This window comes from Natronospira proteinivora, from assembly GCF_024170465.1.
Taxonomy (GTDB): domain Bacteria; phylum Pseudomonadota; class Gammaproteobacteria; order Natronospirales; family Natronospiraceae; genus Natronospira; species Natronospira proteinivora.
Genome location: NZ_JALJYF010000001.1, coordinates 1,148,497 through 1,167,426, shown reverse-complemented (window position 1 = coordinate 1,167,426; position 18,930 = coordinate 1,148,497). Strand labels below are relative to the sequence as shown.

The window sequence follows — 18,930 nt, the reverse complement described above, 5'->3', positions numbered from 1 at the left end:
ATCAGGAGGCCACTTGTAACTGAATCAGTCGTCAGTTTCCAGTGGTCCGGCGGATTCAATGGGGGTTTTGCTGGCTTCGCCGGGGACTTCCCGGACCAATCTGGGCACCATGTAGCCTGGCGCCTGGCGGCGAAGCGCCGCCATGATGGACAGAGCCTCCCGGTCGGAAACCTGGAAATGGGCCGCGCCAGCCACCGGGTCCAGCTGATGCAGGTAATAGGGGGCGACGCCGATGGCGCTTAGGGCCTCTGACAATGATTGCTGGGAGTGAACGTCGTCGTTTACCCCCCGGAGCAGGACGGCCTGATTCAACAGCAGGATTCCACGTCCTTGAAGCCGGTGGACTGCACTGGCTACAGAATCATCGATCTCCCGCCCATGGTTGGCGTGCAATACCACCGTGACGGGACCTGGAAAGCCTGACAGCAATTGGATGAAATCGTCATCCACTCGCTCAGGCAAGACCACGGGTAGCCGCGTGTGGATTCGTAAGCGTTTTACGTGGTCAATTTGCCCCAGACCCTGGATCAGGGGGGTCAGCTTTTGATCGGACAGGGACAGGGGATCGCCGCCGCTGAGGATCACCTCGCGGATATCGGGGTCGGCGGCGACGGCATTCAAGGCGCCTTCCCAGCGGCCCCGGGCGGCATTTTCCTCGCCGTACGGAAAATGGCGACGGAAACAGTAGCGGCAATGAATGGCGCAGGCGCCGGTGGTGATCAGCAGGGCCCGCCCGGGATACTTTTTCAGTACCCCGGTGGATTGCCGGCTGGCCATGTCCCCCACGGGATCAGTGACGAAACCAGCGTGGTCCCGGGTTTCAGCTTTGACGGGCAGGACTTGGCGGAGCAGGGGGTCCTCCGGGTCACGGTACCGCATGCGGGCGACATAGCCTTGCGGCACCCGGGTCGGGAATTGGGCCTGCGCCTGTTCCGACAGCCCCATGGCTTGCGGATCCAGGTCGAGGGTGGAAAGCAGTTCCCCGGCATCCCGATAACCCGCCTGGAGCAGCTTTTGCCAGTGGGGTGGGGCAGATGTGGGCTGACGGGCAGTGGTGCCAGGCGTTATCATGCGCGCTTCAGTCCTCAAGCATTCGTTGACCGGTGGCGGGCCTCGGGTCCGGCGCCGCCATTTTGCATTGTACATCGGGGTTATCAAATGGCGAGTTACAGTACCAATGAATTCAAGGGTGGTCTCAAGATCATGCTGGATGGCGATCCTTACAACATTATCGAGAATGAGTTCGTCAAGCCGGGCAAGGGGCAGGCCTTCAGTCGGGTCAAGGTACGCAACCTGAAGACCGGCCGGGTCATCGACAAGACCTTCAAGTCCGGGGAGTCAGTGGAAGCGGCTGACGTCTTTGAAATGGATATGCAGTATTTGTACACAGACGGCGAATTCTACTATTTCATGGAGCCTGAAAGCTTCGAGCAGTACCAGGCCTCGCCGGAGGCCATGGGGGATGCCATGAAATGGGTACGGGAGCAGGACCTGTGCAAGGTGGTCCTGTATGAGGGTTCGCCGCTCTCCATTGAGCCACCCGCCTTCACGGAGCTTCGCATTACTGAGACGGATCCCGGTGTACGTGGGGATACTTCCGGTGGTGGTGGCAAACCGGCCACTCTGGAAACCGGTGCCGTGGTGCGCGTCCCCCTGTTCGTGGATCAGGGGGAAGTGATCAAGGTCGATACCCGCAAGGCCGAGTATGTGTCCCGGGTGAAGGACTGAGATTGAGCGGTTTTCACTCGGACTGGTGGCCGGTGGCCACCCGGTCGGTGCTTGAGGCTCGGGCCGCGACCCTGGATTGTATCCGTGACTTCTTCCGGGCTCGGGGCGTGCTGGAAGTCAGCACCCCCGTGGTGTCACGAGCCACCATTACCGATCCTGATATTCCCAGCCTGGCTGCTCAGGCTCAGGATGGCAGGCGTTGGCTACAGACCTCGCCCGAGTTTCCCATGAAGCGCTTGCTGGCGGCTGGCAGTGGCGATATCTATCAGGTCTGCCCCGTTTTTCGGGATGGGGAGAGAGGGCAGTGGCACAATCCGGAATTTGCACTGCTGGAATGGTATCGACTGGGCTTTGATGACCATGACCTGGCGATTGAAACGGTGTCCTTGATTCGTGAAGTGCTCAACCAGGACTGGGTTCCGCATCGTGATGGGTTGTTGCCAATGGAGGTCCTCACTTATCGGGAGGCCTTTTTACGACACGCTAATCTCGATCCCTTCGAGGTTAGTGATGAGCATGTTGCCGAGCAGGCCATCGCGGCGCTGGGAACCGGCGGGCCGGCTAGCTGGACGCGCGAGGATTGGCTGGACCTCTTGGCAAGCGCAAGGGTGTATCCGGCTCTGGGAAGGGGCTGCATTACCGTGTTGACGGATTTTCCCGCTTCGCAGGCGGCATTGGCCAGGCTCCGGCCGGAGGACCCCAGTCGGGCGGCCCGCTTCGAGGTGATACTGGATGGGGTGGAACTGGCCAATGGCTTTCATGAATTGGCTGATGCCCAAGAGCAACGTCGACGTTTCGAGCGCGATAATGCCCGCCGTGAATCGGAAGGATTGGCGTCCATGCCTGTTGACGAACATTTGCTGTCTGCCCTGTCGGCGGGTCTGCCGGATGTCGCCGGTGTGGCATTGGGATTGGATCGGCTGCTGGCCCTCGCCCTGGGTGCCGACGGTATTGATGCCGTACTGACTTTTCCTTGGGAACGGGCCTGATGGACAATGTTGCAGATTGGAATGGTAGTCCTTCTCTGGGTTGCTGCTTTGCCTCAATGGTTTGCCGGATTGGTTAAATAGAAAAGACAAAAAAAAAGACCCCGGCGGTTATGCCGGGGTCTGATGGGGCCTGGCTAGCTTTGCCTAGCTGGCCCTGGGGGTCCGTTCACCACCGCTGCGGGACCGATGGCGGCCACCAGCGCGCGGCTTGGGCGGACCCCGGCGGGGCTTGCGTTTGTTCCGGATATCCGGTCCGGGGCTTGCCTTGGCGGTGGGTTCAAAGCCGCCCATCACTTCGGACGGGATATCCCGATCCAGCAGGCGACGAATGCCCTGGAAAAGCCGTTGTTCATCGGCACCAATGAAGGATACGGCTGCCCCCTGGCGACCACGTCGACCGGTGCGACCGATGCGGTGAACGTAATCTTCGGGGTTGTTGGGGATATCAAAGTTCACCACATAGGGCAGGTGGTCCACATCGATACCGCGGGCGGCCACATCAGTGGCTACCAGTGCCCGGATGTTCTTCTGCTTGAAGTCCCGCAGGGCCCGATTACGAGCACCCTGGCCCTTGTCGCCATGGATGGCTGTGCTGCTGATGCCGTCCTGGTCCAGTTGCTTGGAGAGTCGGTCGGCCCCACGCTTGGTGCGAGTGAAAATCAGCACCTGCTTCCAGTTTTCACTGCCAATCAGATGGCTGAGCAATTCCCGCTTGCGGTGCCCGTCCACCCGGTAGGCCGTTTGCAGAATATCCACGGCGGCGGCGTTGGGTGCGGCGGTCTCGATCCGCTCTGGCTTGTCCAGAAAGCGCTGGGCCAGCTTGGAAATGGTGCCGGAGAAAGTGGCCGAGAACAGCAGGGTCTGACGCTGCTTGGGCATGGTCTTGAGGATGGCCTCAATGGCGGGCAGAAAGCCCATGTCCAGCATGCGGTCGGCTTCGTCCAGGACCAGTATCTCCACTTGGGACAGATCCACGGTACGGCGGCTCATGTGATCCATGAGGCGTCCCGGGGTGGCGATAATGATATCGGTGCCGCGGCGCAGCTGATCCATCTGACGCCGGATGTTGACTCCGCCATAAATCACGGTGCTGTCAATGCCCATGCCCCGGCTGTAATCCCGCACGCTGTCACTGACCTGGACCGCCAGTTCCCGTGTGGGTGTCAGTACCACAGCTCGGGGATGACGCGAACCACGGGCCTTGTTTCGTCCCAGCTTTTCCAGCATGGGCAGGGTAAAGGCCGCCGTTTTGCCGGTGCCGGTCTGGGCACTGGCCATGAGATCACGGCCTTGCAGCGCCGCGGGTATGGCCTTGGCCTGGATGGGCGTGGGGGTTTCATAGCCCTGTCGGGCGATATTCTTGAGCAGATCGGCGTTGAGGCCGAGAGTGTCAAACGACATTAATGCGAGTTCCTGTTTTAAATCCAAGGCAAAAGACCGGCATCCGGGGATGTCGGCGATAGGTTTGGCTTATCGGGGAAAGGCCTTGGCAAAAACAGTCCGCGATCAGCTTGCGGAGACCGGCCGGCGCAAGTGATGCTGACAACACTGCAGGGAGCAGTGATGTACGACGGAGGGACAACGCGGCGGGCACTATACCACACTTCGGCCATTGCGCGCGTTTTTTCCATCCCTTGGGCCTGCCGTTCTGCAAAAGGGGGAGCTGTTATCATGAGGATCTGCTTCAGGTCCCAATAAAATGGAGGTGCGCCGTGACAGATCCAAGCCATACCTCAGCGCCAGCTGGCAGCACCTGGGATAAGTCACAATGGCGCTCGGTGCTGGCGCCGGAGGTTTACCAGGTCCTGTTCGGAGAGCAGACTGAACGCCCCAATTCCAGCGCCCTGAATCACGAGAAACGTCCCGGGTTCTATATTTGTGCTGCCTGCCATCTGCCCCTGTTTGAGCACACCATGAAGTATGACAGTGGTAGCGGCTGGCCCAGCTTCTTTGATCACATTCCGGGGCGCATCAGCACCAAGCGGGATTTCAAATTGATCATGCCGCGAACCGAATACCATTGTGCCTGCTGCGGAGGGCACCAGGGCCATGTCTTCAATGATGGCCCCGAGCCCACCGGTCAGCGCTGGTGCAATAACGGCTTGGCCCTGTGTTTCGTCCCGGAGGGTGAACCCTTGCCGGCCCCGCGAGGAGTGGCTGATGGGTGATCAGGGCCATTTCGCCACTTCCCCCTGGCGGACGGGAACCGTGCGATTGGAAGCGCGGTTCGACATGCGTTTTCAGGTGGAGCAGGCAACACCCATGCTAATGGTGCTTCGTCCCCGGATCGACGTCCGCCAGTGGATCATGAAGGATCACTTTTTTATCCATCCGGATGTACCGGTTTCAGAGTATGTGGATGATCATGGTAATCGCTGTCAACGCCTGACACTTCCGCCGGGGCCTTGTCAGCTGTCCGGCTCCCTTGAGGCGTCAGTGGCCGCTGAGATGCCGGTGGACCGGTCCGCCGGCTTTGTACCCATTCAGGCATTGCCGGACGAGGTGATCCATTATCTTCTGCCAAGCCGCTATTGCGAGTCCGATCGTCTGGGGGAGTTGGCCCGGGAGATTGTGTCGGATTCGGAGCCGGGATATGCCCAGGTGGAACGGATCTGCCAATGGCTTTCCCGTCAGGTGGCTTACCGGCCCGGCAGCAGCAACACACTGGTTACAGCCAGGGAAGTACTGGACCGCGGGGAGGGGGTCTGCCGTGACCTCGCCCATCTGGGTGTGGCCTTGTGCCGCGCCTTGAGTATTCCGGCCCGCTTCGTCAGTGGCTATTTGCAAGACCTGGACCCCATGGATCTGCATGCCTGGTTCGAGGCCTGGCTGGATAATGGCTGGCAGGGCTTTGATCCTACCCAGGCTGGCCGGAAAGGGGGACGAATCATTCTGGCTGTGGGCCGGGATGGGGCGGATGTGCCCATCTACAACCAGTTTGGCCCCCTGCTGATCCCGCAAGTGCTTGTATTCAGTGTGAAGCGGCTGGACGGATAGATCAGCGAGAGACTTGTCTTGTTACACTATCGTTATTTGGACCGTATCGGGAGTATTTCATGCTATTGCAACATTGTGCCTGGCCGGAGGTAGAGGCCTATCTGGAGAAGTCCACCGGGGTGATTGTCCCCATTGGTTCAACGGAACAGCATGGTCCTAATGGCCTGGTGGGTACCGATGCTCTTTGTCCGCAGGTATTGGCGGAAGCAGCCGGTGAACGGGAAGGCATCATGGTGGCACCCACCCTGTCCATCGGCATGGCCCAGCACCACCTGGATTTCCCCGGTTCCATCACTCTGCGGCCGCGCACGTTGATGGCGGTGGTATACGATGTGGTCCAGTCCCTGGCCCGGCATGGCTTTAGTCATATCTATTTCCTCAATGGCCATGGCGGCAATATCAATACCGTTCAGGCGGCATTTGCCGAGTACTATTCCGATTACAGTCTTCACAAAGGACCGAGTTGTGAGGCCCAAACACGGCTGAAGATGGGCAACTGGTTTGCCGGTGGTCGGGTCAAGCAAATCTCGGCAGAACGCTTTGGCGACAAGGAAGGCTCCCACGCCACCTGTTCGGAAATCTCCCTGACCCAATACGCTTATCCAGAATCCATCAAGGACGTGGGATTGTCTCCGGAGCAGGCACCTGAAGGCCACTTCCGGGATGCGGTGGATTTCCGTCGCCAGTTCCCCGATGGCCGTATCGGGGCTGCCTCCGGCCTGGCCAATCCGGAAACCGGAAAGGCCCTGTTCGAGGCCGGTATTGCCGATTTGCTGGATGAATACCGGGCCTTTTTGGACAGTTGACCGACGCCTTGGAATACGATGTTGTTATCATCGGCGCCGGTGCCGCCGGTCTCATGTGCGCGCTTACGGCCGGGCAGCGAGGCCGGCGGGTGCTGGTGCTGGACCACGCCAACAAGGTTGGCAAGAAGATCCTGATGTCCGGGGGTGGGCGCTGTAACTTTACCAATATGTATTCCACCCCGGAGAACTTTCTCTCCGCCAACCCGCATTTCTGTAAATCCGCCTTGAGCCGGTATACGCCCTGGGAATTCATTTCCCTGGTGGAGCGGCACGGCATCCCCTACCACGAAAAGAAGCTGGGCCAGCTATTCTGCGATCGAAAGTCCCGGGATATCGTCCAGCTCCTGCTGGATGAGTGTCGTAGCGGCAATGTTGAGATTCGCACCCATAGTCCGGTTTCCGGCATCGAAAAATGCGACAGCGGTTTTCGTCTGAGCAGTAATGGACAAACTTTTTACTGTAATACCCTGGTGGTGGCGAGCGGTGGCCTGTCCATCCCCAAGATGGGCGCGAGTGGTTTCGGGTATGAAGTCGCCCGACAATTCGATATTCCCTGTCTGCCTACCCGGGCCGGCTTGGTGCCCTTTACCTTGGATGAACGCAAGCTGCGGGATCTGTCTGCCCTGGCCGGGGTATCTCTGGAGGTGCATGCCCGGACCAGAGAAGGCCTGTTCCGGGAGAACTTGCTGTTTACCCATCGGGGGCTCAGTGGCCCGGCGATTCTTCAGGTTTCATCCTATTGGGCACCTGGGCAGGACGTTGCGCTGGATTTGTTCCCCGATTACGACTTGGCCGAGTGGTTGCGAACCCAGCGGCGAGAACGGCCTCGGGTTCACTTGAAGCGCTTGTTGGCCGAGCCCTTGTCACGGCGGGTAGCGGATTACTGGTGTGACCGTCATCTGGGGAATCCATTGATGGCCGATATTTCTGACCAGGAGATTGCCTTCACCGTTTCGCATCTCCAGCCCTGGTCCCTGGTTCCCTCGGGTACCGAGGGATACCGGACGGCGGAGGTGACTCTGGGTGGGGTGGACACCCATGCCCTGTCTTCCAAAACCATGGAGAGCAAATTGGTGCCGGGTTTGTATTTCATCGGAGAGGTAGTGGACGTCACCGGCCATCTGGGCGGGCATAACTTCCAGTGGGCCTGGGCCTCCGGTCGGGCGGCCGGTGAAGTGGTCTAATGTCCCGAGCGCTTATGGATTGACATTGCCCAGGGTCAGTTCCCGCTGGCTGATCTGATGGAGGGCCGGTTCCACCACTCGGTGAATATGCCAGTTTCCGCCGGGGTCCTTGGCGGCGGCCAGTGACAAATCCACTAGCTGCTGCTGGGCCAGGGGGATTCCCTTGGCATCCCGGAACAAGACCACCTGGGGCAGCAATTTGGCCTTGCGTCCCGGTGAAATCACCATTCCGATGAAGCCATTGCCCAGTTCCACGGCGCTGCCCACCGGGAAAATGCCCACGCAACGAATAAAGGCATCCATCAGATCGCTGCCAAAGGTTTGTTTGGCACTTTTCTGCATGTCCCGAAGGACGCGGTCTGCCGCCAGTCCCCGATGATAGGGACGATCACTGGTCATGGCGTCATAAACATCGGCAATGGCGCTGGCCAGGATAGGGGTATCCAGCTCCCGGCTGGGAAATTTATCCGGATAACCGGCGCCGGTTATCCGCCGATGATGGCCCAGGATGATGTGCAGGGCCACGTCCGGAATACCACCACTCTTGGCCATCAACTGATGGCCGATTTCCGGGTGTTGTTTCATGACCCGCCACTCATCATCACTCAGAGCACCAGGCTTGTTTAGCACGGCATCCGGTATCTTGGCCTTGCCGATATCGTGGAGCAGGGCGCCGATGGCAATGGTCTCCAAATCGCTCTGGCTGTAGCCCAGGTGGTGGCAGAAGGCGACGGTCAGTACGCAGACATTGAGACAATGCAGGGAGGTGTATTCATCCCGATTCTTCATTTGTGTTAACCAGATGGCCACATTGGGGAAGCGGGTAATGGTCTCCACCACCCCCTTTACCCGCTCTTTGACCTCCTCGGAATCCACGGTGTGGCCCAGGCGAATATCATCGAAGAGATTGAGCAGATAATCATGGGTCTGGATGCGCTTATCCTTCACTTCGGCCGTGGCGTGCAGCAGTGCCTGGGTATCCTTGGGACCTGAGGTATTTGATGGGTTTGTGGTAAAGGCTTTTGTACCAGCGGATGGGGCAGGGCGGGAATTGCTTTCAGTGATGGGGATGGTGGAGCGTTCCGGATCCACATGCACATAGCGACAGAGGTCCGTGAGGGTGCGGATATCTTCCTCCCGCTCCAGGACGAAGCCCTGGAACAGGAAGGGGCTTTCCAGCCAGGATCGATCCAGTTCCGCCACGTACATGCCCAAGCGCAGCTCATGGACGGATTTTCGGATATAAGTCAAATCGGACCCCCCTGTCCCACCCTGATTCGCCACCTCCACCGATCGTGGGTGGCGGTGGTTGCCTTCGACCTTGAAATGGCAAGCTTAATCGTATTCTAGCACCGGAGGGGACGGTCTCAGGGAAGAATTTCCGCCACGGCTTCCAGGCCTTTTCGGTCCTGGTCGTCAAAGCGCGCGGGGAGTGGGGCGTCGATATCAAGAACACCAATCAGTTGTTGGTCCCGCAGTAGCGGGATGACGATCTCGGAGCGGCTGGCTGCATCACAGGCAATGTGCCCAGGGAATTCCTCGACATCGTCCACCACCAGGGTTTTCAGGTCTTTGGCTGCGGTACCGCATACGCCTTCACCCAGACGGATCCGCACGCAGGCCGGTTTGCCCTGAAAGGGGCCCACCACCAACTCGCCGTTCTTGAGGAGGTAAAATCCCGCCCAGTTGATGTCCGGCAGGCTGTGATAGATCAGGGCGGCCAGATTCGCGAAATTGGCGATCCGGTCGGATTCATCCAGGACCAGGCCCTTGGCGGAGAGGCGAAGGTCATCGTAGAAACGGTCTTTATCGCTGTAATCGAGTTCCGGCAGGCTGATCATGATCGGCTCTCTTGTGCTTGAAGGTTTTGATGTGGCTTATTCCACCAGGGACTGGCCCATCTGAACCCGTGCCCCCGGATGCAAGCGTCTGGAGATATTTGGTGCGCCGGTGGGCAAAATCAAGATCACCGTGCTGCCCATGTTGAAGCGCCCCATCTCCTGACCCTTGGCCAATTGCCGGGAAGGGCCGGGGGGTAGCGGCAGGATTCGCGGTGATAGGCGGGTGGGGGGGGTGATCTCCCCGGTCCAGGTGGTTTCAATCGATCCCACCAGCAGGGCGCCGATCAGGACCATGGCCATGGGCCCGTAATCAGTCTCGAAATGGACCGCTACCCGTTCGTTTCTGGCGAATAGCCGAGGAATGACCCGCGTGGTGGCGGGATTGACCGAAAACAGGCGTCCGGGAAGATGTTCGATCTGGCTGACCCGTCCGGCCAATGGCATGTGAATTCGGTGATAATTGTGGGGGGCCAAGTAAAGGGTGCAGAAGCGCCCGTCCCTATACCCGCGGATATTGCAGTTCCGCCCCAGCAATTCATCCAGCCTGTACTGGCGCCCCTTGGCCTGAAAGATTTTTTGACCATTAATATCGCCCTGCTGGCTGACATATCCGTCAACCGGTGACACGAGGGGGGCATCCTCGATGGGGCGGGCGCCATGCTTGAGCGTGCGGGTGAAAAAGTCATTGAAACTTTGATAGTCGGCCGGATCCGTCCGCTCCGCCTCGTCCAGATTCACCTCGAAGCGATCCAGAAAGCGTCCCAGCAGCCAGCCCCGGAGCCAGGGGCTACGGGAGCGGGTGGCGGCATGGACCAGTCGTGACAATCCGTGATGGGGCAGCAAATATTGCGGCAAGGATCTGAAAAAATCGCCCATTGAGGGAGGGGCTCCTGCCTGCATCAGTGATGTCCTCCATGATGGTGATGCTCACCCTCACCCTCACCCTCACCCTCGTCCTGGTCTTCATCCTGACCGGTGCGGCGTTTGATCGGTGCGGTGACTTCCAGTAGGTGGCCATCGTCAAAGGTCAACATCAGTGTGACCCAGTCTCCGGCCGCCAGCTCGTCTCTCGGTTCGTGCAGCATCAGATGTTTGCCGCCGGGTTCCAGTGCCACTTGGCCTTCTGCCGGGATGCTCAATGATTCGATTGCCTGCATGCTCGCGCTGTCGTTTTCATGAACGGTTTCGTGCAGCTCAGCCCGGGCGAACTCACGTGCAGAGACCGAGACAAGTTCAACCGCTTCCTCGCCCTGGTTTGTGAGTGTCATGTAAGCCGCAGTGACCGAGGTTCCTGGTGGCGCCTCGCGGACCCAGGGGTCCTCAACCAGAACCTGGGGTGCAGCCCAGGCAGAGGGCGCGAGCAGGCAGAGGAGAAGTAGTGCGGAGTGCATGACACGATTCATTGACGAGCTCCCTTTGCTGTGTATGGTTTCAAGAAGGATTGAGATAACGCACGATGGCCTCGTAATCCTGGGCGATTTGCCGGGGATGGTGCGGGGCCGTGAAAAAGGCCCGTATATGGCCGTCCGGGCCCACCAGTATCAGCTGGGAGCCATGGTCCACTTCATAATCCTGGTCGGGGTCCACATCGGGAATCTGCAGGGGGACCGCCATGGCCGAGGCAAGCTCTTCGATATCCTCCTGGTCCCCGGTCACGCCCAGGAAGCTTTGATTGAAATAGGGCACGTAATTGGCGAGTCGTTCCGGCGTATCCCGCGCCGGGTCAACGGAGATGAAAACCACCGAAGGCGGCAGGGCCTTGCCATTCTCTTCGATCATCCGATGGGCCTGGTTAATCACCACCATGGTCTCCGGGCAGATGTCCGGACAATGGGTGAAGCCGAAGAAGATCAAGGTCCATTGGCCTTCCAGACGCTTGGGGCTCCAGGCGCTGCCATGATGGTCCAGCAGTATCCGGTCCGGAATCAGGCGGGGTTGCTCCAGGATCACCGCTTCGGTGTCCGGGGTTCCTACCGTCCGGTCTGTCAGGAAATGCGCCGCCAGCCCGCCGGTGGCGGCGAATACCAGTGCGAGAACAATGATCAGGGGTGTTTTGAACGCTTTCATAAGGCCTATTATCCCATAGCAGAGCCGGGCATGCAGCGCCTTGAGCAGTAACAGGCCCGGCTGCGGTATCATGCCTGTTTTACAACAATCGGGGAGATTTCGCCGTGCAAGGTTCTGTCGAACCCGCCAGACCCGAAATACTGAATCCCAGCGGGCTGGCAACGGTTGCCGATTTTGTCCGCTGGGCTGCCAGTGAGTTCAATCGTGCTGGGCTCTATTTTGGCCACGGTACCGACAATGCAGTGGATGAGGCCCTCTGGCTGGTCTTGCATGGACTGGCCCTGAAGCCGCCACTCCCGGATGCCCTGTTTCAGGGGCGTTTGACCGAGCAAGAGGTGGAGCGGGTTCAGGCCCTGGTGGCTGAACGGATTCGTTCCCGCAAACCTGCGGCCTACCTGATTGGCGAGGCCCGTTTCGCGGATCTGGATTTCTGGGTGAATGAACAGGTGCTGGTGCCCCGCTCACCCCTGGCGGAAATGATCCGCCAGGGTTTCGAGCCTTGGCGTGAAGGCCGGGAGATCCATTCCACGCTGGACTTGTGCACGGGGAGCGGCTGTATCGCCATTGCCTGCGCCCTGCATCTGGGCCTGGAGCGGGTGGATGCCACCGATCTTTCTCCCGAGGCGCTGGCGGTGGCCCGACGCAATGTGGGGCGATACGGGCTCAACGCGGTGGTGACCCTGCATGAGGGGGATCTTTTTGCCGATATCCCTCCTGTTGCCGATCCTGAAGCGGGTTTCGATCTGATTGTCAGCAATCCCCCCTATGTGGATCCTGCGGAAATCCCCCATCTGCCGGAAGAGTTCCACCGGGAACCATCCTTGGGACTGGCGGCGGATGAAGAGGGCACGGCGCTAGCGGCCCGCATTATTGAAAAGGCCCATGAGTATCTGGCGCCGGATGGTCTGCTGGTGATTGAAGTGGGCAATGCCGCCGAGGCCCTGGCCGAGCGTTTTGAGGAATTGCCTATGGACTGGCCGGTCTTCGAGCAGGGCGGGCAGGGGGTTTGTGTCATTCAGGCAGCCGATCTGGGCGTATTGCGGCAAGCAGAAACAGGGAGTGATTGATGGCCGGTAACGGATTTGGGGAACGCTTTCGGGTCAGCACTTTCGGCGAGAGTCACGGCCCCGCCCTGGGTTGCATCGTGGAAGGTTGTCCTCCTGGCTTGCCGCTGGATGAGGCCTGCATACAGGCAGATGTGGAGAGACGCCGGACGGGCAAGTCGCGTCACACCAGCCAGCGCCGGGAGCCGGATCAGGTGCGCATCCTGTCCGGCGTGTTCGAAGGCCGCACAACCGGCACGCCCATCGGTCTGATGGTGGAGAATCAGGATCAGAAGCCCAAGGACTACAGTGAGATTGCCGACCGCTTTCGGCCCGGTCACGCCGATTACAGTTATTTGCACAAGTACGGTCTGCGGGATTACCGGGGCGGTGGCCGATCCTCAGCACGGGAAACCGTGATGCGGGTGGCCGCGGCCGCTATTGCTCGCCGCTATCTGAGCCGGCAATTGGGTATCGATGTTCGGGGCTACCTGGCTCAACTGGGGGAGATCCCGCTGGGCTTTAGCGAGTGGCAAGCGGTGGATGAGAACCCTTTTTTCTGTGCTGATCCTGCCCGCGTGGATGAACTCGAAGACTATATGCACCACCTGCGTAAATCCGGGGATTCGGTGGGGGCCCGGATCAACCTGGTGGCTACAGGGGTCCCCGTGGGCTTGGGCGAGCCGGTGTTTGACCGCCTGGATGCGGATCTGGCCAAGGCCATGATGAGCATCAATGCGGTCAAGGGCGTTGAAATTGGCGATGGATTTGCCTGTGTTCACCAGAAGGGGACCGAGCATCGCGACGAAATGCGCCCGGAAGGCTTCCAGAGCAACCATGCCGGCGGCGTGCTGGGCGGTATCACTACCGGGCAGGACCTGCGGGTCAGTATTGCGCTCAAGCCTACCTCCAGTCTCAGACTGCCAGGCGACAGCGTTACTGTGGATGGTGAGCCGGTGTCGGTGGTGACCAAGGGCCGCCACGACCCCTGTGTGGGCTTGCGGGCGGTGCCGATCGCCGAAGCCATGGCCCTGTTGGTCCTGATGGATCACTACCTTCGCCACCGGGCCCAGAATGCCGATGTGACGCCGCCCGGGCCGCGCATTCCCGGTTCGCCCGGAGAATGACCGGCGGGAGAATGGTTTCCGCTCGACTGGCCAGCTTCTATCTCTTCTACTTCGCCGTTCTGGGGGCGATGGTGCCCTATTGGGGACCTTACCTGCGCTCGATAGGTTTCAGCGCCGCCCAGATCGGCGAATTGATGGCCATCCTGCTGGGTACCAAGCTTGTGGCCCCCTATCTCTGGGGCTGGATAGCCGATCGCAGTGGGCGGCGCATGCGCATCATTCGCCTGGCCGGGTTTCTGGCCGCGGCCCTGTTTGCCGGATTCCTATTGGGGGACAGCTACCTCTGGATGGCGGCGGTGATGATGAGTTTCAGCTTTTTCTGGAACGCCGCGCTGCCCCAATTTGAAGCCGTTACCCTCAATCATCTGGGCAAACGCGTGGATCGCTATGGCCGGATCCGGCTCTGGGGTTCGGTGGGCTTCATTGCTTCGGTGGTGACTATCGGACCGGTGCTGGATGCCCGGGGCGAGGCCATCCTGCCCTGGATCGTCTGGGGGCTGTTGCTGCTCTTGTGGTTCAGCACGCTGACGGTGCCCGACCGGGGGGATCGTCGCCAGGTGAGCGCCAGGGGCAGCATTACGGGGATTCTGCGGCGTCCGGAGGTGGTGAGTCTGTTCATCGCCTGTTTTCTGGCCAAGGCCAGTCACGGCCCCTACTACGGCTTTTTCACCATTCATTTGCAGGATGTGGGCTATTCCGGCGGGGTGATCGGAGCTCTGTGGGCCCTGGGTGTAGTGGCGGAAATCGGGGTGTTTCTGCTGATGCCTCGTCTGCTGCCCTGGGCCGGTCCAAGGCTTTTGATGTTGATCGCCTTGGGCCTGACGGCCATTCGCTGGCTGCTGATCGCCGGTTTTGTTGATAAAATAGGGGTCTTAGTCGGGGCTCAACTTCTCCATATGGCCAGTTTTGGCCTTTACCATGCGGTGGCGGTGCACTTTATTCACCGCTTCTTTGCAGGACCCTATCAGGGGCGGGGCCAAGCCTTGTACAGTAGCCTGAGTTTCGGCGCCGGCGGCGCCCTGGGTAGTCTCGCTGGCGGCTATCTATGGGATGGCCTGGGGGCAGCTCAGGTTTTTGCCCTGGCGGGCGCGGCGGCCGCTGTGGCCTTTGTCGTCGCCTGGTTCGGCCTGCCTCGCCGGGATCCGGTTCAGACACAGGTCCCTGCGGAACAGCCCCGAGAACTTACTTCCAATCAGGAGTGAATTTGCATGAGCAAGCAAGTTGATATTGCCGTTGTGGGCGCCACCGGCGCAGTGGGTGAGACCATGCTGTCCATTCTGGAGCAGCGCAAATTCCCGGTGGGCAAGGTCTACCCCCTCGCCAGCAGCCGTTCCGCCGGTAAGAAACTACGCTTTGCCGGCAAGGAAATCACCGTCGAGGACCTGGCCGAGTTTGATTTTTCCAAGGTTCAGGTGGCGCTGTTCTCCGCCGGTGGCGGTATTTCCGAAGCGTTCGCTCCCAAGGCGGCTGCGGCTGGTTGCGTGGTGATCGACAATACCTCCAAGTTTCGCCGCGAAGAAGACATTCCGCTGGTGGTCCCGGAGGTAAATCCGGAAAAGATCGCCGAGTACAAGAAGCGGGGTATCATCGCCAATCCGAACTGTTCCACCATTCAGATGCTGGTAGCGCTCAAGCCTCTGCATGATGCCGGTACCATTACCCGCATCAATGTGGCCACCTATCAGGCGGTCTCCGGTGGTGGTAAATCGGCCATGGAAGAGCTGGCGGATCAGACGGCGAAGCTGCTCAATGGAATGCCCATTGAGAACAAGATCTCGCCCAAGCAGATCGCCTTCAACGCCGTGCCCCACATCGATACCTTCCAGGACAATGGTTATACCCGGGAAGAAATGAAAATGGTGTGGGAGACCCAGAAGATCCTGGACCCCAATATCGTGGTCAATCCCACCGCGGTTCGTATCCCGGTTTTCTATGGGCACAGCGAAGCGGTGCATATCGAGCTCGAGAAGGCCGTCAGTGCGGATGAAGCGCGGCGTCTGCTGAAAGCAGCGCCGGGCGTGGAAGTGATGGACCGCCGCGAGCCGGCGGGTTATCCCACGGCCGTGACCGAGGCTGCGGACAATGATCCAGTCTATGTGGGGCGCATTCGGGAGGATATCTCCCATCCCAAGGGACTTAATCTCTGGATTGTGGCCGATAATGTGCGAAAAGGGGCAGCATTGAACAGTGTTCAAATTGCCGAGCTTTTGGTAAAAGACTATTTGTGAGCTATATTTAGCCCATTGTCATAAGAAAACTGGTGAGGAATTCGCGCCAGGCCCATGAGTGGAGACCGATATCTCCTGCGGGGGTAGCGGTATCTGCTTTGGGCCTGACCGAAGCAAACGGGGAGTGACGGAGTGACGAAGATTTCACCAAAGGTGTGCGCCGCGGCGTTTTTGGCCCTGGTCTGGGCCCCAATGAGCTGGGCCTTGGGCCTGGGCGAGGTCGATCTGCGCTCCGCGCTCAACCAGCCACTGGATGCCCGCATTCAGTTGGTGTCACCGACAGCCGAAGAGCTGGAGGCCCTGCAGGTCAGCATGGCCTCGACGGACCACTTCGAACGTTATGGCTTGGATCGGGGTGCCATTCATGCGCGCATTGAATTCGAAGTGGTCACAGAGGGTGCTGATGCCTATATCCAGGTAAGTACAGAAGACCCCATCCGTGAGCCTTTTGTCAGTTTTCTGGTAGAGGCCCGCTGGGCCAGTGGTCGTCTGTTGCGGGAATACACCTTGCTGCTGGATCCCCCGACCTTCGGCCCCGGCGAAGCCGCGGAGACGGAACGCCCGGTCAGTGATCCGGACCCCCGCCAGGAGGAAGAACGGGCCGAAAGGGAGCCGGTCAGCGAACCCCGGGAGGAGGAGCCCAGGCCGGATAGTGAACCGGCGGCGCCAGATCGACAACGGGATGCGCTGCGGGCGGAACGGGAACTCGGGGGCCAATACGGCCCCATTCGTCGTAATGAGACCCTGTGGAATATCGCCGATCGGCTGCGACCGGAAGGCGTATCCATTAATCAGATGATGATTGCCTTGTTCGAGGCCAATCCGGGTGCCTTCGAGGGTAATATCAATCGTATGCGTCAGGGAGCCGTGTTGCGGGTGCCCGAGCGTGCGGACCTGGGGCAGGTGACAGCCTCCCACGCCAACCAGGAAGTCAGTCGTCAGAACGAGGCCTGGCAGACAGGTCGTGCCCAGGTCGCGGAAGCACCGGAACGTGAACAGCAGGACGAGCTACGTTTGGTGGCGCCGGGCGAGGACGATGCGGAAAGTGTCGGTGTCGGAACGGATGATGCCGAGGAGCGAGTCGCCGAGCTGGAGAGCGAGCTCAGTCAGGCACGTTCCGAGCGGGATCGGGCTGAGGAAGACAGCGAGGCCCTGTCCGGCCAGATCAGTGAGTTGGAAGCTGAGGTTGAAGAGCTTCGTCGCATGATGGAGCTCAAGGACGATCAGCTGGCCGCCCTGCAGCAACGGGTTCGTGATGATGATCTGGACGCGGCACTGGATGAACCGGTGTTCGCGGACGAGGACGAAGTCGCCGTTGCCGAGGAAGAAGAGACACCGGCCGAGGACGAGCGGGAAGAGGAAGAAGCCGTCGCCGCTGCCGAGGAGGCTGCGGACGACCCGGCGGCCGATGAGGCGGCCGAGGAAGAGGCAGCGCCAGGAGCTCAGACCCGTTTCGCCGATGAGCCGACCATGCTGTCCCGTCTGGTTGGGGCCGTGACGTCGCCAGTGGGTATCGGCATTCTGGGCGGTTTGATTCTCGCTTCGGCGGCTGGGTTGGTGGCGGTTCGCCGCCGACGCAGCACTGCTGAAGAAGGGCTTGCCGACGAGGAATCATTCGCCTTCAGTTCGGATGATGAAGCATCGGGGGATATCGAAGACGTCAATTTATCCAGTGATCTGGAGGAAGGCGGTGAGCACGACAGCCGCGATGAGCAAGGACTGGCCGCTGACCAAGAGCAAAGCATGGCCGTGGGTGATGCATTGGAGGAAGCGGATTTCCATATCGCCTATGGTACCTACGACAAGGCGGCTACATTGCTGGAAGACGCTTTGAAGGGGCATCCACAGGACGCACGCCTGCACCTCAAGTTGCTGGAAACCCAGTTTGCCGCCAGTAATGCGGCCGCATTCCTGGCGGCGGCCAAACGTATGCATGGCAATGTGGACGAAGACAGTGATGAGTGGCGCCAGGCGGCACGCTTGGGCCGCGAGATAACCCCGGGTGAATCGCTCTTTGGTGGCGATGAACCGGTGGAAGCCCCGGCCGAGCCCATGTCGGAGAATCTCACCCCACCGGAAGGGCAGGGTCTGGAAGACTCACAAAGCCAGATGTCGGATGATGCCCCCCTGGACCTGGATCTGGATGTGGGCGGCGAGTCGAGTGTAGCCGATGACAGTGAAGAGGGGATTGATCTGGATCTTTCAGATGCCTTGCCTGATGAACAATCGGAGTCGGACAGAGGGTCAGCGTCACCTGCGGCCAGTGATGACGGTGATGATGATCTGAGTTTTGATCTGCCGGATCTGGATGAGGGCGACGCTGAACAGCCGTCTGAGTCTGATGCCTCGGAGGACTTCTCGCTGGATGACGACAGTGCCTCGGTGCTGGACAAGGCGGCGGATCAGGGCGACAACAGCGATTCCGATGATTTCGATTTCCCCACCGTGGACGTACCGCCGGAAAAGGCCAACGAGGCCTTTGGCACGGAATCCCAGGCTCAATTTGAGCGAGCCTTTGAAGAGCTGTCCAGCTATATGGGCCCGGAAGAAAGGGAAAGCCAGGCCCAGGCAAGCGATCAGGCCGGTAAGGTTACGCCGGATGACGCCGCACCGGCAGGCATCGATTTCGGCGATGACGATGATGATCTGTTGGACTTGGGTGATGATGAAGGCGAAGAGGGCGAGGAAATCGATACCAAGATTGACTTGGCCCGGGCCTACATTGACATGGGAGACGGTGACGGGGCCCGGGGCATTCTGGAAGAAGTCATTGAGGAGGGGAATGATGAGCAGAAAAAGGAAGCCCGCTCCCTGATGGATTCCATCTAGGACCCATCCCGTCCGACACCTTCAAGCCGCCGCCCAGCAAGGGGCGGCGGCTTTTTCTGTAGCGGGGTTGCTGTGCTGCACGTGCGCACCC

18 protein-coding genes are annotated in these 18,930 nt (G+C 59.9%); 11 read left to right on the top strand and 7 right to left on the bottom strand.

Features of this window, described 5'->3' with window-relative positions:
- Window positions 1-24: 24 nt before the first annotated feature.
- On the bottom strand, window positions 25-1,071 hold the full coding sequence (gene epmB, locus J2T60_RS05545; protein WP_253446515.1) for an EF-P beta-lysylation protein EpmB: 1,047 nt from the start codon (window positions 1,069-1,071) through the stop codon (window positions 25-27).
- 87 nt (window positions 1,072-1,158) lie between these two features.
- On the opposite strand from epmB, the gene efp reads away from it, so the two are divergent.
- Both efp and epmA read left to right on the top strand, forming a co-directional pair.
- Complete coding sequence (gene efp, locus J2T60_RS05540; protein WP_253446512.1) at window positions 1,159-1,728, top strand: elongation factor P; 570 nt, start codon at window positions 1,159-1,161, stop codon at window positions 1,726-1,728.
- Window positions 1,729-1,730: 2 nt separating this feature from the next.
- Window positions 1,731-2,717: an EF-P lysine aminoacylase EpmA gene (gene epmA / locus J2T60_RS05535; protein WP_253446508.1), complete on the top strand. Its 987-nt coding sequence runs from the start codon at window positions 1,731-1,733 to the stop codon at window positions 2,715-2,717.
- A gap of 144 nt (window positions 2,718-2,861) precedes the next feature.
- Here epmA and J2T60_RS05530 read toward each other — a convergent pair whose 3' ends face one another.
- Window positions 2,862-4,118: a DEAD/DEAH box helicase gene (locus J2T60_RS05530; protein ID WP_253446505.1), complete on the bottom strand. Its 1,257-nt coding sequence runs from the start codon at window positions 4,116-4,118 to the stop codon at window positions 2,862-2,864.
- Between the two features lie 311 nt (window positions 4,119-4,429).
- Here J2T60_RS05530 and msrB point away from each other — a divergent pair, with 311 nt between their 5' ends.
- The 4 genes from msrB to J2T60_RS05510 are packed head-to-tail and all read left to right on the top strand — an operon-like array spanning window position 4,430 to window position 7,704.
- A complete protein-coding gene (gene msrB / locus J2T60_RS05525; protein ID WP_253446502.1) occupies window positions 4,430-4,885 on the top strand; it encodes a peptide-methionine (R)-S-oxide reductase MsrB in 456 nt (151 codons plus the stop codon).
- Window positions 4,878-5,714, top strand: a complete 837-nt coding sequence (locus J2T60_RS05520) for a transglutaminase-like domain-containing protein (protein WP_253446499.1) — start codon at window positions 4,878-4,880, stop codon at window positions 5,712-5,714. Before msrB ends, J2T60_RS05520 begins: the two co-directional genes overlap by 8 nt.
- 59 nt (window positions 5,715-5,773) lie before the next feature.
- Window positions 5,774-6,520, top strand: coding sequence for a creatininase family protein (locus J2T60_RS05515; RefSeq protein ID WP_253446496.1), 747 nt, complete (start codon window positions 5,774-5,776; stop codon window positions 6,518-6,520).
- Between the two features lie 8 nt (window positions 6,521-6,528).
- The gene (locus tag J2T60_RS05510) at window positions 6,529-7,704 is read left to right on the top strand and encodes a BaiN/RdsA family NAD(P)/FAD-dependent oxidoreductase (protein ID WP_374728483.1); all 1,176 of its coding nucleotides are present in this window, start codon (window positions 6,529-6,531) and stop codon (window positions 7,702-7,704) included.
- A gap of 12 nt (window positions 7,705-7,716) precedes the next feature.
- Here the strand turns inward: J2T60_RS05510 and J2T60_RS05505 are convergent, their stop codons facing one another.
- From J2T60_RS05505 to J2T60_RS05485, 5 genes are all read right to left on the bottom strand, one after another.
- On the bottom strand, window positions 7,717-8,955 hold the full coding sequence (locus J2T60_RS05505; RefSeq protein WP_253446491.1) for a cyclic di-GMP phosphodiesterase: 1,239 nt from the start codon (window positions 8,953-8,955) through the stop codon (window positions 7,717-7,719).
- Between the two features lie 116 nt (window positions 8,956-9,071).
- Complete coding sequence (msrC, locus tag J2T60_RS05500; protein ID WP_253446488.1) at window positions 9,072-9,545, bottom strand: free L-methionine (R)-S-oxide reductase MsrC; 474 nt, start codon at window positions 9,543-9,545, stop codon at window positions 9,072-9,074.
- A gap of 36 nt (window positions 9,546-9,581) precedes the next feature.
- On the bottom strand, window positions 9,582-10,421 hold the full coding sequence (gene asd, locus J2T60_RS05495) for an archaetidylserine decarboxylase (RefSeq protein ID WP_253446485.1): 840 nt from the start codon (window positions 10,419-10,421) through the stop codon (window positions 9,582-9,584).
- 23 nt (window positions 10,422-10,444) lie between these two features.
- A complete protein-coding gene (locus tag J2T60_RS05490) occupies window positions 10,445-10,948 on the bottom strand; it encodes a copper chaperone PCu(A)C (RefSeq protein ID WP_253446482.1) in 504 nt (167 codons plus the stop codon).
- 28 nt (window positions 10,949-10,976) lie between these two features.
- On the bottom strand, window positions 10,977-11,612 hold the full coding sequence (locus J2T60_RS05485) for an SCO family protein (RefSeq protein WP_253446479.1): 636 nt from the start codon (window positions 11,610-11,612) through the stop codon (window positions 10,977-10,979).
- A 104-nt stretch (window positions 11,613-11,716) separates the two neighbouring features.
- Between J2T60_RS05485 and prmB the strand changes: the two genes are divergently transcribed.
- From prmB to J2T60_RS05460, 5 genes are all read left to right on the top strand, one after another.
- Window positions 11,717-12,679 (top strand): 50S ribosomal protein L3 N(5)-glutamine methyltransferase, encoded by a 963-nt coding sequence (gene prmB / locus J2T60_RS05480; protein WP_374728471.1) that lies wholly within the window; start codon window positions 11,717-11,719, stop codon window positions 12,677-12,679.
- Complete coding sequence (gene aroC / locus J2T60_RS05475) at window positions 12,679-13,782, top strand: chorismate synthase (protein ID WP_253446477.1); 1,104 nt, start codon at window positions 12,679-12,681, stop codon at window positions 13,780-13,782. Before prmB ends, aroC begins: the two co-directional genes overlap by 1 nt.
- An 11-nt stretch (window positions 13,783-13,793) precedes the next feature.
- A complete protein-coding gene (locus J2T60_RS05470) occupies window positions 13,794-14,984 on the top strand; it encodes an MFS transporter (RefSeq protein ID WP_253446474.1) in 1,191 nt (396 codons plus the stop codon).
- A 6-nt stretch (window positions 14,985-14,990) separates the two neighbouring features.
- Window positions 14,991-16,010: an aspartate-semialdehyde dehydrogenase gene (locus J2T60_RS05465; protein WP_253446470.1), complete on the top strand. Its 1,020-nt coding sequence runs from the start codon at window positions 14,991-14,993 to the stop codon at window positions 16,008-16,010.
- Window positions 16,011-16,142: 132 nt separating this feature from the next.
- Window positions 16,143-18,839, top strand: a complete 2,697-nt coding sequence (locus J2T60_RS05460) for a FimV/HubP family polar landmark protein (protein ID WP_253446467.1) — start codon at window positions 16,143-16,145, stop codon at window positions 18,837-18,839.
- Window positions 18,840-18,930: the final 91 nt, after the last annotated feature.